The organism is Streptomyces sp. NPDC023157, from assembly GCF_055560575.1.
Genome location: NZ_JBVHIL010000003.1, coordinates 443377 through 459610, shown reverse-complemented (window position 1 = coordinate 459610; position 16234 = coordinate 443377). Strand labels below are relative to the sequence as shown.

The 16234-nt window shown below is 74.6% G+C and carries 5 protein-coding genes; all 5 read left to right on the top strand.

The annotated features are described in order from the left end of the window. Positions 1-2 precede the first annotated feature (2 nt). Complete coding sequence (locus ACZ3ZE_RS13095; RefSeq protein WP_467259002.1) at positions 3-6386, top strand: amino acid adenylation domain-containing protein; 6384 nt, start codon at positions 3-5, stop codon at positions 6384-6386. Then, positions 6383-7180, top strand: coding sequence for a thioesterase II family protein (locus ACZ3ZE_RS13090; RefSeq protein ID WP_361174137.1), 798 nt, complete (start codon positions 6383-6385; stop codon positions 7178-7180). Before ACZ3ZE_RS13095 ends, ACZ3ZE_RS13090 begins: the two co-directional genes overlap by 4 nt. A gap of 93 nt (positions 7181-7273) precedes the next feature. After that, a complete protein-coding gene (locus ACZ3ZE_RS13085) occupies positions 7274-8314 on the top strand; it encodes a TauD/TfdA family dioxygenase (RefSeq protein WP_361174140.1) in 1041 nt (346 codons plus the stop codon). Between the two features lie 8 nt (positions 8315-8322). Continuing rightward, entirely contained in the window at positions 8323-10197 is a 1875-nt protein-coding gene (locus ACZ3ZE_RS13080) for a non-ribosomal peptide synthetase (protein ID WP_467259000.1), read from the top strand. A gap of 78 nt (positions 10198-10275) precedes the next feature. Next, a complete protein-coding gene (locus ACZ3ZE_RS13075; RefSeq protein ID WP_467258997.1) occupies positions 10276-15978 on the top strand; it encodes a condensation domain-containing protein in 5703 nt (1900 codons plus the stop codon). The last annotated feature ends 256 nt before the right edge of the window (positions 15979-16234 follow it).

The window sequence follows — 16234 nt, the reverse complement described above, 5'->3', positions numbered from 1 at the left end:
CCATGCCGTTCGACCAGCCCGTCGCCTCCGCACCGGCCGCCGTCCGGTTGCCGCTCTCGGTAGCCCAGCGGGACATCTGGACGGCGCATCTCCTCGACCCCACCGGCGTCACGTACAACGTCGGCGAATGCCGGGAGATCCAGGGCCCGGTCGACCCGGAGCTGATGGCGGCCGCCTGGCGGCGGCTGGTCGACGAGGCCGACTTCCTCCGGGTGCGGGGCTTCGAGGACGACGGCGAGCAGGTCTGGCAGGTGCTCGACGCCGGCGCCGGGGACCGCGAGCTGCCCTTCACCGACCTCAGCGGGGCCGCCGATCCCGAGGGCGCCGCCTGGGACCTGGTCGACGCACTGATCGGCACCCCCTTCGACCTCACCGGCGAGTCCCCCGTCCGGTGCGCGCTGATCAAGCTGGCGGAGGACCGCTTCTTCTACTTCTACGGCTTCCACCACCTGGTCGTCGACGGCGTCGGCGCCTCCATGGCGCTGGCCCGTCTGGTCGAGCTGTACGAGCGGGCCGCGGCGGGCGAGCCGTGGGGCGACACCCCGTTCGGCACCCTGACCGAGCTGCTCGCCGAGGACGCCGCCTACCGGGCCTCCGACGAGGCCGTCGCCGACCGGGCCGCCTGGCGCGCCCACCTGGCCGGGGCTCCCGACGCACCCGCCGGTCTCGTCCGGGGCCGCGACCGGGTGCCGTCCGCACACGGCGGACTGCCGTTCGCACGCCGCAGCGTCCCCGTCTCCCCGGCCGACGCCGAACGCCTGCGCACCGTCGCCCGCGCCTCCCGCGTCTCCTGGTCCGTGCTGCTCGTGGCGCTGTTCGCCGCCTACCTCCAGCGCGTCACCGGCCGCCAGGAGCTGATGATCGCCCTGCCCGTCACCGGCCGCACCAGCCGTGCCGCCCGCAGCACCCCCGGGATGATGTCGAACATCGTGCCGCTGCGCCTCCGGGTCCGTCCGGAGGACCGCCTCGCCGACCTGGTGCGCACGGTGTCCGCCGAGGTGAAGCACGGCCTGCGCCACCAGCGGACCCGGTACGAGGACCTGGGCCGCGAGGCCGGTGTCATCGACGGCACCCGCCGCCTCGCCACGCCGGTCCTCAACATCATGGGCTTCCAGACCGAGTTGACGGTAGGTGGCCATCCGACCGTCAACCACAATGTCAGCAACGGCCCCGTCGACGATCTCAGCGTCGCCGTCTTCGACCTGGGTCCCGCCCATGGCCTGCGCATCGACTTCGACACCCCGGTCCAGGACGTCGACCCGGTCCTGGCCGCCGCCCACCAGGACCGCTTCACCGCCTTCGTCAGCCGGTTCCTCGCGGACGACGACGCCCCGGACGCCACCGTGGCCGGCCTCGCGCTCCTCGGCGACGACGAGCGCGCGCTCCTCACCGGCGCCTGGGCGGGTCCTGTCGGGCAGCCGGTGGAGACGACCCTCGTCGCCCGCTTCGAGGAGCGGGTACGGCTCCACGGCGACCGCCCCGCCCTGATCGACACCGCCGGCGCCGTCACGTACGCCGAACTCAACGCCTCCGCCAACCACCTCGCCCGCGAACTGCGCGACGGCGGACTCGGGCGCGGCGCCCTGGCCGGCGTCCTCCTGGAGCGCGGAATCCCCTTCGCCACCGCCCTCCTCGCCGTGCTCAAGACCGGCGCGGGCCACGTCCTGCTCGACCCCGACTTCCCCGAGGAGCGGCTCCGCTCGGCCGCCGCCGACGCCGGGATCACCCATCTCGTCACCACCTCCGCCCTCGCCGGCCGCGCGGACGGCCCCTGGACCGTCACCCTCGCCGGACGGCGCCCCGGCCCGGACACCGTCGCCGACGACCTCGGCGTCCCGATCAGTCCCGACGACCCCGCCTGCGTGATGTTCACGTCGGGCTCCACGGGCCGGCCGAAGGGGATCCTGTCGTCGCACCGGAACCTGGTGTCGACGGTGAGCGGTCAGACGTACGGGCGGTTCGGTGAGGGTGAGGTGTTCCTCCAGTGCTCGCCGGTGTCGTGGGACGCGTTCAGCCTGGAGTTCTGGGGCGCGCTGCTGCACGGCGGGACGACGGTCCTCCAACCGGGGCAGCGGCCGGAGCCGGTGCTGATCGAGGAGCTGTCACGCCGCCACGGGGTGACCATGCTCCAGCTGTCGGCGAGCCTGTTCAACTTCCTCGTCGACGAGCACCCGGGAGCCTTCGGCACCGTCACCGTCGCCTACACCGGCGGCGAGGCCGCCTCCCCGGTCCACGTCCGCAAGCTGCAGCGGCTGAAGCCCGGCATCGCGGTGGTCAACGGCTACGGCCCGGCCGAGTCGATGGGCTTCACCACCACGCACGCGCTGGATGCCGGGGGCGTGGAGGAGACGGTCGTCCCGATCGGAACGCCCCTGGTCAACAAGGGTGCCTATGTCCTGGACCCGTACCTGAACCTCTGCCCGCCCGGCGTGACCGGCGAGCTGTACCTCAGCGGTGACGGTCTGGCCCACGGCTACCTGGGCCGGCCCGACCTGACCGCCACCCGCTTCGTCCCGGACCCGTTCGGCGCCGCCCCCGGCGGCCGGCTGTACCGCACCGGCGACCTCGTCCGCTTCGACCCGGACGGGCGGCTCGTGTACGAGGGCCGCGTCGACGACCAGATCAAGATCCGGGGCTTCCGGGTGGAGCCGGGGGAGACCGAGGCCGCACTCCTGACCCATCCGCGGGTCACACAGGCCGTGGTGACGGTCCATCAGGAGCGGCTGGCCGCCTACCTGGTGGTCGACGGGGACGGCGTGGCGCCGGAGGACATCCGCCGGTACGTCGCCGACAGGCTCCCCGAGCACCTGGTCCCCAGCCACGTCACCGTCCTGGACCGGCTGCCGCTGACACCCAACGGCAAGATCGACAAGCGGGCGCTGCCCGCCCCCGCCACGCTCCTGACCGCCGTCCGCCGCGCCCCGCGCGACCGCACCGAGGAAGTCCTCGCGGGCCTGTACGGGCTGACCCTCGACAGGGATCCGGACGAGATCGGCATCGACGACAGCTTCTTCGCCCTCGGCGGCCACTCCCTCCTCGCGGCCCGGCTGACGAACCGCGTCGCCGACGTCCTCGGCGTGCGGCTGACGATCCGGGACGTCTTCGGACACCCGACCGTGACCGCGCTCGCGGAGCTGATCGCGGAGCGGGGAGGCGAGACCCCGGACTCCGCCGCGCTCCCCGCGCTGGTGCCGGGGGAGGGCGACGGTGAGCTGGTCCCGGCCTCGTACGCGCAGCGGCGACTGTGGCTGCTGGCCCAGTTGGACGGCGGGAGCGCCGCCTACAACGTGCCCACGGTCGTACGTTTCGACGGCGCCGGCCTCGATCTCGCCGCGCTGGAGTCCGCGCTGAACGACGTGGTCGCCCGGCACGCTCCGCTGCGCACGGTGTTCGAGGCCGTGAACGGCGAACCCTTCCAGCGGGCCCTCGACCCGGAGCTGGCCCGGCTGACGATCGAGCGCCGCCGGACCGACGCCGACGCCCTCGACGCCGGCCTCGCCGAGGCCGCCGGGCAGATCTTCGACCTGGCGTCGGACCTCCCCGTCCGTGCCACCGCCTTCGCACTCCCCGACGGATCCGTGGTGCTGGCCCTGGTCCTCCACCACATCGCGACGGACGGCCTGTCGAACGGGGTGTTCTTCGCCGACCTGGAGCGGGCCTACGCGGCCCGTGCGGCGGGCGAGGGCGGAGTGCTCGAACCGTTGGCGGTACGGTACGCCGACTACGCGGCCTGGCAGCGCCGGGTCCTGGGCCCGGCCGACGAGCCGGAGAGCCCGCTCGGCCGCGAACTGGACTTCTGGCGCGAGAACCTGGCCGGCGTCCCCGAGGGGCACGGCCTCACCCTCGACCGCCCCCGGCCGGTGAGCGCCTCGCACCGCGGCGGACAGGTCGGACTCGACCTCGGCGCCGACCTCTTCCGGCGGGCGCGGCAGCTCGCCCGGGCGGAAGGGTGCACGCCGTTCATGGTGGTGCACGCGGCCCTGGTGGCGGCTCTGGCGCGGCTGGGCGCGGGTGCGGATCTGGCGATCGGTACGCCGGTGGCGGGCCGGAACGACGAGGCGCTGAACGAGCTCGTCGGGTTCTTCGTGAACACGCTGGTGCTGCGTACGGACAGCTCGGGCGACCCGACGTTCCGCGAGCTCCTGACCCGTGTCCGCACGGCGGACCTGGACGCGTTCGCCCACCAGGAAGCCCCCTTCGACCTGGTCCTGGAAGCGCTCAACCCGACCCGGACCCTGTCCCGCCACCCTCTCTTCCAGATCTGCCTGACCGTGGAGAGCGGCACCGGCACCGCGAAGCCGCTCCTGCTGGCCGGAGTCGCGCCGGCGCCCATGGCGAACATCACCAGCGGCTCCGCCAAGTTCGACCTGGAGTTCTTCCTCCGCTCCGACGACGAGCACGGCCTGCACGCCACCGTCCTCTTCGCCGCCGACCTCTTCGACGAGGAGTCGGTCCGGCGCATGACGTCGGTCCTCGCCCAGGTCCTCCACCACGCCCTCGCCGAGCCCGACGTCGCCCTCTCCGCCCTGGACGTCCTGACCGAGGAGGAACGGGCCCTGCTGACCGGCACCTGGGCCGGGTCCAAGGCCCCCGGCGCGGGGGAGGGTTCGCTGGTCGGACGCTTCGAGGAGCAGGCGGCCAGGGTCCCGGAGCGGACGGCGCTGGTGGACGGCGAGCGGAGGATCTCGTACGCCGAACTCAACGCCTCCGCCAACCGCCTGGCCCGTCACCTGGCCGAACAGGGCCTGGGACGCGGGGACATGGCGGGCGTGCTGCTCGACCGGGGCGGCGACTTCGCGGTGGCGGTGCTCGCCGTCCTGAAGACCGGCGCGGCCTACACGCTCCTCGACCCCGACTTCCCCGACGAGCGGCTCCGCTCGGCCGCCGCCGACGCCGGGATCACCCATCTCGTCACCACCTCCGCCCTCGCCGCCCGCGCGGACGGCCCCTGGGCCGTCACCCACGCCGCCGACCGGCCGGCCGACGCGGCCGCCGACAACCTGGGAGTCCCACTCGGGCCCGACGACCCCGCGTGCCTCATGTTCACCTCCGGCTCCACCGGCCGGCCGAAGGCGATCCTGTCGTCGCACCGGAACCTGGTGTCGACGGTGAGCGGTCAGACGTACGGGCGGTTCGGTGAGGGTGAGGTGTTCCTCCAGTGCTCGCCGGTGTCGTGGGACGCGTTCAGCCTGGAGTTCTGGGGCGCGCTGCTGCACGGCGGGACGACGGTCCTCCAACCGGGGCAGCGGCCGGAGCCGGTGCTGATCGAGGAGCTGTCGCGCCGTCACGGGGTGACGATGCTCCAGCTGTCGGCGAGCCTGTTCAACTTCCTCGTCGACGAGCACCCGGGAGCCTTCGGCACCGTCACCGTCGCCTACACCGGCGGCGAGGCCGCCTCCCCGGCCCACGTCCACAAGCTGCACCTGCTCCGCCCCGGCATCGAGGTCGTCAACGGCTACGGACCCGCCGAGTCCATGGGGTTCACCACCACCCACCTCGTCCCGCCCGCCGACCGGCCCCACACCCTCGTCCCCATCGGCGTCCCGCTCCTCAACAAGGGCGCCTACGTCCTGGACGCCTCCCTCAACCTCTGCCCGCCCGGCGTCACCGGCGAGCTCTACCTCACCGGTGACGGCCTCGCCCACGGCTACCTCGGCCGCCCCGACCTCACCGCCACCCGCTTCGTCCCCGACCCCTACGGCCCGCCCGGGACCCGCGTCTACCGCACCGGCGACCTCGTCCGCTTCGACCGCGACGGGCGGCTGGTGTACGAGGGCCGGGCCGACGACCAGATCAAGATCCGGGGCTTCCGGGTCGAGCCGGGGGAGACGGAGGCCGCGCTCCTCACCCATCCGCGGGTCAGCCAGGCCGTCGTGACCGTGCACGCCGAACGGCTCGCCGCCTACCTGGTGACGGAAGGGGCGACGGTCGCGCCGGAGGACATCCGCCGGCACGTCGCCGGCCGGCTGCCCGAGCACCTGGTCCCCAGTCACGTCACCGTCCTGGACCGCCTGCCGCTGACGCCCAACGGAAAGATCGACAAGCGGGCGCTGCCCGCCCCGGCCGCGCTCTCCAGCGGCGGACGCGCACCCCGTACCCCCCTCGAAGAGACCGTCCTCGGCCTCTTCACCCGCACCCTCGACACCTCCACCGCCCTCACCATCGACGACGACTTCTTCCACCACGGCGGCCACTCCCTCCTCGGAGCCCGCCTGACGAACCACATCGCCGGAGCCCTCGACGTGCGGCTCACCGTCCGCGACGTCTTCCAGCACCCCACCCCGGCCCGGCTCGCCGCGCACATCGACTCCCTCAGAACCGCTCCGGCCAGGAAGGCGCGCCCCGCCCTCCGCCGCCGCAACGACACGGATCGGATCAGCTCATGAGCACCCACGCCACCCCCGCCTTCACCCCCGCGCCCGAGGACGTCGTCTGGGACCTGCCCGGCGACGCCCCGCACCGCCTGTCCCTGCTCGTCCTGCCGCACGCCGGCGGCAACGCCCACGCCTACAGCGCCTGGCGCGAGCACCTCCCGGCCGACGTCCGGCTGCTCATCGGCCAGTACCCGGGCCGCGGCGCCCGCTACTGCGAGGACCTGCCCGGCTCCGTCGACGACCTCGCCCTCCCCGTCGTCGACGCCCTCCCCGGCGACACCGGCCCGCTGGTCGTCCTCGGGCACAGCATGGGCTCCCTCGTCGCCTTCGAGGTGGTCCGGACGCTCCAGGCCGCCGGCCGCACCCCGCTCGGCCTCGTCGCCTCCGCCTGCCGGGCGCCCGTCCTGCCCAACCAGGCGCCCGTCCACCCCGAGCGGCTCGACGACGACGAGCTGGTCGCCTCCATCAAGGAGCGCGGCGGCACCGACGACGGCATCCTCGACGACCCGGAGCTCCGCGAGATCGTCCTGCCGTCCATCCGTGCCGACTTCGGCATCGACGACGCCTACCAGTGCACCGCCCCCGACGTACGGCTCGACTGCCCGGTGGCCGTCTTCGGCGGCGACATCGACCCGATCGTGCCGGTCGGCCTGCTCGACGGCTGGGCGCTCGTCGCCGGGAACGACGTCGCCCCCGTGGTGCTGCCCGGCGACCACTTCTACTTCCAGCAGGACCTCGCCGGATTCTTCGCCCACCTCAACCCGGTCCTGACCGCCCTCCAGGGCACGCCCGCCACCGCCGCCTGATCCCTCCCCAGGCCCTCAGGCCCCAGGCCCCAGGCCCCGCGCGGCCCGCGCGCCCGCCCCCGCCCGTACTCCGTGAAGCAGAGGAACCCCGCCATGACCACCTTCGCCCCGAACCCGGCCGCCACCGAGAACGGCATCAGCGTCGTCCGTGAGCCCGGCAAGCCCGCCCTCGTCCAGGTCCCCCGCCACGCGACGATGGCCGAGGCCACCGCCTGGCTCACCGCCCGGCGCGCCGACATCCAGGCCGAGCTGCACCGCTCCGGCGCCGTCATGCTCCGCGGCCTCCCCATGACCGACGCGGCGACCTTCGCCGAGGCCCGCGACGCGCTGATCGCCACCCGCGCCGGATACAAGGAGAAGGCCACCCCGCGCACCGACTTCGGCGAGGGCGTCTTCTCCTCCACCGACCTGCCGGCCATCCAGCCCATCCGCCTCCACAACGAGAACAGCTACACCCTCGACTTCCCGGGCGTCCTCCTCTTCGGCTGCGTCACCGCCCCCGAGACCGGCGGCGCCACCACCGTCGGCGACATGCGGCGCGCCCTCGCGCTCCTCCCGGACGAGCTCGTCGCCCGCTTCACCGAGGCCGGCTGGCTCCTCGTCCGCAACTACTCCGACCTCGCGGGCATGCCCTGGCGCAAGGCCTTCTCCTCGGAGGAGCCGGCCGGCGCCGAGGCGTACTGCGACGAGCACGCCATCGGCTACGAATGGCTCGACGAGGACACCCTCCGCACCCGCCAGCTCCGCTCCGCCGTCATCACCCACCCGGTCACCGGCGAGCGCGCCTGGTTCAACCACTTCGCCTTCTGGAACGCCCGCGGCCTCGACGAGGACGTCCGCGAGGTCCTCACCGAGACCTTCGGCGCCGACGGCCTCCCCTTCGACACCCGCCTCGGCGACGGCACCGCCCTCACCGACGCCGAGGTCGACACCATCATCGACGCCTACCAGGCCGTCACCGTCCGCGAGACCTGGCAGGACGGCGACCTGATGCTCGTCGACAACATCCTCTGCGCCCACGGCCGCGAGGCGTACACCGGCGCCCGCAAGATCCTCGTCGCCATGGGCGAGCCGGTACCGCTCGCCGACTGCGCCCCGACCGTCGCCCCCTCCGCCACCCCGTACGGAATGTGAGCCCCGCCATGACCGCCGTCCTCCCCGAGCCCGCCACCCTCGCCGCGCCCTCCGCCGCCGCGACGCCCGCCCCGGCCGTCGGACCCGCCGACTGCACCTGCGCCGCCTGCGCCACGGGCACCGGCCACGCCGACCTCCTCGCCCGGCTCGCCACCGCCCCCGGCGACCGTACGGCGGTGGTCGCCGCCGACCGCAGCCTCAGCTTCGACGAGCTGCGCGCCGAGGCCGCCGCCGTCGCCGCCCGCCTCACCGCCCTCGGCGCCGGACCCGAGAGCGTCGTCGCGCTGTGCCTGCCGCGCGGCGCCGGGCTCGTCACCGCCCTCATCGGCACGCTCACCGCCGGCGCCGCCTACCTGCCGGTCGACCCGGCGCTCCCCGCCGACCGCCGCCGCTACCTCCTGGAGGACTCCGGCGCCGACCTCGTCGTCCTCGACGCCCCGGGCGAGTCCCCGGCGCCCGGCGCCCGCACCGTCACCCTCGCCGAACTGACCGAGGCCCCCGACGCCGACGCCCCCTACCGTCCGGCGCCCGTGACCGCCGACACCCTCGCCTACGTCATCTACACCTCCGGCTCCACCGGCCGCCCCAAGGGCGTCGAGATCGGCCGGGGCGCCGCCTCGCTGCTCCTCGCCGAACTGGAGGGTGTCGGCGCCGCCACCGGCGAGGCCCGCCGCGTCGGCTGGAACGCCTCCCCGTCCTTCGACGCCTCCGTGCAGCAGTGGGTACGCCTCTGCCGCGGCGACACCCTCGTCATGATCGACGAGGAGACCCGCCGCGACCCGTCCCTGCTGGCCGCCTTCATCGACGCGCAGGGCCTCACCGACCTCGACATCACCCCCTCCCACGCCGACCCCCTGCTCGACCTGCTCACCCCCGACGGCGGCCCCCGACCGCTGACCCTGCTCGTCGGCGGCGAGGCCATCAGCCCCGCCCTGTGGGACCGCCTGGCCGCCGCCCACACCTCCGGCCTGCTGCGCGCCCTCAACGTGTACGGCCCGACCGAGACCACCGTCGACGCCACCGCCGGCTGGATCGACCGGCCCGGCCTGACACACATCGGCACCGTCCTGCCCGGCCTGCGGATGCGCCTCCTCGACGAGAAGCTGACCCCCGTCGCCCCCGGCGAGGCGGGCGAGCTGTACCTCGCCGGACCGCGCGTCGCCCGCGGCTACCGCAACCGGCCCGTCCTCACGGCCGAACGCTTCGTCGCCGACCCCGCCACCGACTCCGGCGACGGCGGCCGCATGTACCGCACCGGCGACCGCTGCCGCCTCCTCCCGGACGGCCGGCTCGCCTACCTCGGCCGCGCCGACGGCCAGATCAAGCTGCGCGGCCACCGCATCGAACTCCCCGAGATCGAGGCGGCCCTCGCCCGCCAGGACGGCGTCGCCGAAGCCGCCGTCGTCCTCGGCGAGGACGCCTCCGGCAGCCCGGCCCTGATCGCCTACCACCGGGGCGGCGACCCCGAGGCCCTCCGCACCGGCCTCACCGCCACCCTCCCCGCGTACATGCTGCCCGCGGCCTTCGTCCCGGTGGAGCGCTTCGCCACCACCCCCAGCGGCAAGCTGGACCGTTCCGTCCTGCCGACCCGCATCGAGGCGCCCGCCGCCGCCGCGGAGGACACCGCCCCCGGCACGGCTCTGGAAGGCCGCGCCGAGGAGCTGATCGGCCGCGTGTGGAAGGAAGTCCTCGGCGCCGCCTCCATCGGCCCCGACGACAACTTCTTCAAGCTGGGCGGCCACTCCCTGCTCGCCATCAAGCTGGTCTCCCGGGTCCGCGCCGAACTCTCCGTCGCCCTGCCGGTCAAGGCCGTCTACGCCAACCCCCGGCTGCGCGACCTCGCCGCCCACATCGAGGAACTGACGGCCGCGCGGGACGCCTGACCGCCGGCCCGACCGGCGCCCCGGCCCTCCGTCACCGGCCCACCCCACCCGTTCCGCCATACACGAGGAGCAGCAACCGTGATCCCCCTGTCCTATGCCCAGCGTCGGCTGTGGTTCCTGAACCGCCTGGAGGGTTCTTCGGCGGCCTACAACGCGCCTGTGGTGCTCCGGCTCGATGGGCGGCCGGTGGCCTCGGTGGTGGAGGCGGCGTTGCGGGATGTGGTGGAGCGGCACGAGGTGCTGCGGACGGTGTATCCGGCGGTGGACGGGGAGCCGTATCAGGAGATCGTGGCGGACGCGGTGGTGCCGGTGGAGGTCGTCGGTGTCACGGCGGACGAGATCGACGCCCGGGTGACGGAGTTCGCGCGGCTGCCGATCGACATCACCCGCGAACTACCGCTGCGTGTACGTCTCTTCGAGAGTGGCGGTGGGGGTGTCGGCGAGACCGCCGGTGAGCGTGTCGCCGAGAGCGACGGCGAGGGCTCCGGCGGTGCCGTCCTGGTGCTGTCCGTGCACCACATCGCCACCGACGGCTGGTCCGTGGGCTTCCTCCTCCGTGACCTCGACACCGCGTACACCGCCCGATCCGAGGGCCGAGCCCCCGAGTGGGAGCCGCTGCCGGTCCAGTACGCCGACTACGCCCTCTGGCAGCACGACATGCTCGGCGACCCCGCCGACCCCGACAGCACCGCCCACGAGCAGCTCGCCCACTGGCGCGGCGCCCTGGCCGGCATCCCCGACGAGACACTGCTCCCCGCCGACCGCCCCCGCACCGCCGAACCGACCCACGAGGGCGCCGCGGTGACGGCGGAACTCGACGCGGACGTCCACCGCGCGCTGGCCGGTGTCGCGAAGGACCAGCGGGCCTCCTTCTTCATGGTCGTCCGGGCCGCCCTGGCCCTCGCCCTGCGGGCCGCCGGAGCCGGCACCGACCTCGTCGTCGGCACGGCCGTCGCGGGCCGCCCCGAGGAGGACCTGCACGAACTGGTCGGCTTCTTCGTCAACACGCTCGCCCTGCGCACCGACCTGTCCGGCGACCCCACCCTCGCCGAACTGCTCGGCCGGATCCGGGACACCGACCTCGCCGCGTTCGCCCACGAGGACCTGCCCTTCGACCTCCTGGTCGAGGACCTCAACCCCGAGCGTTCCCTCGGGCGGCACCCCTTCTTCCAGGTCATGGTCAGCGCCCAGACCCACCAGGAGAAGGCCCTGGAACTCGGCGGCATCCCCGCCACCCTCATGGAAGCCGACCTGGCCACCGCCAAGTTCGACCTCAGCTTCCACTGCCTGGAGCGGAGCGACGCCACCGGCGACCCCGGCGGGCTCACGCTCGTACTCCAGTACGCCACCGAGCGGTACGACGAGCCCACCGCCCACCTCCTCCTCGGCCTCTTCGGGCGCGCGCTCACCACGCTCGCCGAACGGCCCGAGCACACCCGGCTGAGCGACATCGCCCTGCCGACGGAGGACGAGCGCACAGGACTCGACCGCCGCCACCGGGCCCTGGTCGAAGCCGCCACCGCGGCCGAGGCCAGGGCGGAGGCCGAAGCGGAGGCCCTTCGCCTCCGGGGCGACAGCGCCCGGACCAAGGGCTCCGGTCCCCGGACCGCCGACCCCCGGGTGGAGATCCTGCGCGGCCTGTTCGCCGAGGTGCTGGGGCGGGACGAGGTCCTGGAGGGCGACAACTTCTTCAAGCTGGGCGGGCATTCGCTCCTCGCGGGGAAGCTGACGAACCGGATCCGCGGTGCCCTCGGGCTCCAGGCGACCATCAAGGACGTGTTCCTCGCGTCGACGCCGGGGCAGTTGCTGCGCCGGCTCGACGAGCGGATCGGCGGTCCCGCCCGGCCGGCCCTCCGCCCCGTACCGGAGGCCCTGCGTCCGGCCCGGATCCCGCTCTCCTATGCCCAGCGTCGGCTGTGGTTCCTGAACCGCCTGGAGGGTTCTTCGGCGGCCTACAACGCGCCTGTGGTGCTCCGGCTCGATGGGCGGCCGGTGGCCTCGGTGGTGGAGGCGGCGTTGCGGGATGTGGTGGAGCGGCACGAGGTGCTGCGGACGGTGTATCCGGCGGTGGACGGGGAGCCGTATCAGGAGATCGTGGCGGACGCGGTGGTGCCGGTGGAGGTCGTCGGTGTCACGGCGGACGAGATCGACGCCCGGGTGACGGAGTTCGCGCGGCTGCCGATCGACATCACCCGCGAACTACCGCTGCGTGTACGTTTCTTCGAGAGCGACGGCGAGAGCGACGGCGAGGGTTCCAGCGGAGCCGTCCTGGTGCTGTCCGTCCACCACATCGCCACCGACGGCTGGTCCATCGCCGGCCTCCTCGGCGACCTCGACACCGCGTACACGGCGCGCGCCGAGGGCCGTGCCCCCGAGTGGGAGCCGCTGCCGGTCCAGTACACCGACTACACCCTCTGGCAGCGCGACCTCCTCGACGGCGAACACGGCCTCAAGGAAGCGCAGTTGGAACACTGGCGGAAGGCGCTGGACGGCATCCCCGGCGAGACCCGGCTCCCCGCCGACCGGCCCAGGCCCACCGAGCCGAGCAACCGGGGCGCCGTCGTCACAGACGAGCTCGACGCGGCGGCCCACCGGGCGCTCGCCGGTGTCGCGAAGGAGCAGCGGGCCACCTTCTTCATGGTCGTCCGGGCCGCCCTGGCCCTCGCCCTGCGGGCCGCCGGAGCCGGCACCGACCTCGTCGTCGGCACGCCCGTCGCCGGACGGTCCGAGGAGGCGCTGCACGACCTCGTCGGCTTCTTCGTCAACACGCTCGCCCTGCGCACCGACCTGTCCGGCGACCCCACCCTCGGCGAGCTGGTGCGCCGGATCCGGGACGCCGACCTCGCCGCCTTCGCCCACGACGACCTCCCCTTCGACCTCCTCGTCGAGGACCTCAACCCCGAGCGCACGCTGGGCCGTCACCCCTTCTTCCAGGTCATGGTCAGCGCCCAGGACGCCGAGGGCGACAGCACGGTCACCCTCGGCGGGATCCCCGGCACGCTCGACGGCGCCGACCTCGGCAGCGCCAAGTTCGACCTCGCGTTCCACTGCGCCGGCACCCAGGGCGCCGAGGGCGAGGCCGGACCGCTGCTCATCGGACTCCAGTACGCCACCGACCTGTACGACGAGCCCACCGCCCAGCTCCTGCTCGGGCTCTTCCGACGGGCTCTCGCCACCCTCGCCCGGGAGGACGGCGACACGCCGCTGAGCGCGGTGCCGTGGGCGACCGACGAGGAGCGGAAGGCCCTCGACGCCCGCCACGAGAGCCTCGCCCGGACGGCCGCCACCGCGCCCCCGGCGGGCGACCGGCAGCGGGGGAGCGGCCCCGGTACGGCGACCGCCGACCCCCGCGAGGAGATCCTGCGCGGCCTGTTCGCCGAGATCCTGGGACGGGACGAGGTCCTGGAGGGCGACAACTTCTTCAAGCTGGGCGGGCATTCGCTGCTCGCGGGGAAACTGACCAACAGGATCCGCGGTGCCCTCGGGCTCCAGGCCGCCATCAAGGACGTGTTCCTCGCGCCGACACCCGGCCAGCTGCTGCGCCGGCTCGACGAGCAGGGCGGCGGACCCGCCCGGCCCGCGCTCCGCCCCGTACCGCAGGCCCTGCGGCCCGCCCGGATCCCGCTCTCCTACGCCCAGCGCCGCCTCTGGTTCGTCAACCGGCTCGAAGGGCCCTCCGCCACCTACAACATCCCCGTCGTCACCCGGCTGCGGCGCCCCGTCGAACCCGACCCGCTCGACGCCGCCCTCGCCGACGTCGCCGCGCGCCACGAGGTGCTCCGCACCGTCTACCGGGCGGCGGACGGCGAGCCGTACCAGCTGGTGCTCGACGACGCCCGTCCCGTACTCGACCGGATCCTGGCCACCGGGGACACCGAGGTGCGGTCGGCCGTCGACAGCGCCGTCGGACACGTCTTCGACCTCTCCGCCGAACTCCCCTTCCGCGCCACGCTCGTCACCGGCGACGACCGGCAGCAGACCCTGGTGCTGCTGACCCACCACATCGCCGGCGACGGCTGGTCCACGCCGTGCCTGCTCGCCGACCTCGACACCGCGTACACCGCCCGCGCCGAGGGCCGTGCCCCCGAGTGGGAGCCGCTGCCCGTCCAGTACACCGACTACACCCTCTGGCAGCACGACCTCCTCGACGGCACCCACGGACTCGCCGAGGCCCAACTCGCCCACTGGCGCACCGCCCTCGCCGGGATGCCGCCGCTCATCGCCCTCCCCACCGACCGGCCCCGCCCCCTGGAGAGCGACGGCTCCGGCGCCCTCACCGGCTTCGACGTCTCCGCCGCCACCCACCGGGCCCTGCTCCGCTGCGCCCGCGCCCAGGGTGCCACCCTCTTCATGGTCGTCCAGGCCGCCCTCGCCGCGCTCCTCGCCCGCCACGGCGCCGGGACCGACGTGGCCCTCGGCACCACCGTCGCCGGCCGCGCCGACGACGCCCTCCACCCGCTCGTCGGCTTCTTCGTCAACACACTGGTCCTGCGCACCGACACCTCCGGCGACCCCGCCTTCGCCGACCTCGTCCGACGGGTCCGGGAAGCCGGGCTCGCCGCCTACAGCAACCAGGACCTGCCCTTCGACCGGCTCGTCGAGGACCTGAGCCCGCAGCGGTCCGCCGCGCACGCGCCGCTGGTCCAGGTCATGCTCCAGGTCCACGCCGCCGTCACCCCGGCGGGACCCGCGGCGGCGTCGGGCGCGTCCCGCCCGTCCGCGCTGGAAGGCGAGCCGGTCGGCTTCCGGGGGACCGGCGCCAAGAGCGACCTCACCTTCGCGCTGACCGAGCGCGCCGAAGCCGACGGCACGCCCGCCGGACTCGCCGGCGCCCTGGAGTACGCCACCGCCCTCTATGACGAGGAGACCGCCCGGCTCCTGGCCCGGCGCCTCGTCGAGACGCTCGACGCCTTCGCCGCCGACCCCGGACTCGCGCTCTCCGCACCGGAGTACGCCACGCCCGCGCCGCTCGGCGCCGGGACCGTCCTCGACGAGCGCGGCCGCCGGGCGCCCGTACGGGTACCGGGCGAGGTGTACGAGCCGAACCCCGGCGGCGGGCTGCGCGCCACCGGCCGCAAGGCGTACGCCTCCGCCGACGGCTCCCTCCGTACCGTCGCCACCCTCACCGTCGCCGGATATCCGGTCGAGCCCGGCCGCGTGGAGGACGTCCTCCTCGGCCACCCGGCCGTGACCGGCGCCGTCGTGGAGGTCCGCGACGACCGCCTGTACGCCACCGTCACCCGGGCCGCCGGCGCGCGCGCCACCGGGGAGGAACTGCTCGACTGGGCCGTCGAGCGGCTGCCCGAATACCTCGCACCGGCCCGGGTCGAGTGCACCGGCGACCCGCACTCCGAGCACCCCGGGTCCGGTGCCGACGGACCCGCCGACGGGACGACCGCCGGCCCCGGTGCGGACGCCTCCGCCGAGGCGCGGGAGGAGCGGCTGCTCGGACTCTTCCGGGACGTGCTCGGCGGGCGGCCGCTCGGCAGCCACGACAACTTCTTCAAGAACGGCGGGCACTCGCTCCTCGCGGTCCGCCTCCTCAACCGCATCCGCGGCGAGTTCGGGCAGGACCTCACCCTCAGGGACGTCTTCCGCAACCCCACCGCCGCCTCCCTCGCCCGCCGCCTCGCCACCCCCGCGACCGACACGGCCCCGAGCCGCCCGGACCCGAACGACCCCAGGCCCCCGAAGCCCCTCATCCCGACCCCGGGCCGCCCCGTCCCGCCCGCCCCGGCCCTCAAGCGCCGCACGCGAGCGGGGAGCCGGCAGGGGCGCTGACCCGGGGCCGACCGCCTGAGGGCCGCAGAGCCCAGGCCCACCGCCCCGAGGCTGACCCCAGGCTCATCACCCCGAGGCCGCTGACCCCAGGGCCCATGAGGCCCGCCCGTCGACCCTTGGCCCCACCCGGCCACTGCCTGTCCCGGGCCCACGAGGCCCGCCGTCCCCCCGGCCGCATCCGGCCACTGCCCGTCCCGGGCCCACAAGGCCCGCCGCCCACCCTCCCGGCCCCACCAGGTCACCCACCCTCCCCGGA